This is a genomic window from Leifsonia sp. SIMBA_070 (assembly GCF_046534635.1).
Lineage (GTDB): Bacteria > Actinomycetota > Actinomycetes > Actinomycetales > Microbacteriaceae > Leifsonia.
The window spans coordinates 1-321 of record NZ_JAWRYK010000115.1 but is presented as its reverse complement, the minus strand read 5'-3'; the positions used below and the strand labels follow the sequence as shown (position 1 = coordinate 321).

Here is a 321-nt window from a genome sequence, read left to right as displayed (position 1 = left end):
CAGACCAACGTCCTGCTGTGGTGGGGACACCGCGCCCACGCCGACGTGAGCGACGCCGTCGTGGAACGCGTGCACCGGCATGTGCTGGCGGGCATGGGGCTGGTGGTGCTGCACTCCGGGCATTTCTCGAAAATCTTCACCAAGCTGCTGGGGACCAGCTGCTCGCTGCAGTGGCGGAACGACGCCGAACGCGAGCTGGTCTGGACGGTCAAGCCGTCCCATCCCATCGCGGCCGGGATTGAAAGCCCCATTGTCATTCCCCAGCAGGAAATGTACGGGGAACTGTTCGACATCCCCGAACCCGATGACCTGATCTTCATC

At 63.6% G+C, this 321-nt stretch carries 1 protein-coding gene; it reads left to right on the top strand.

Annotation, left to right across the window (positions count from 1 at the left end; genetic code table 11):
• Positions 1 to 321: ThuA domain-containing protein (locus tag SB754_RS19650; RefSeq protein WP_410784076.1), on the top strand; the 321-nt coding region annotated here is incomplete at both ends.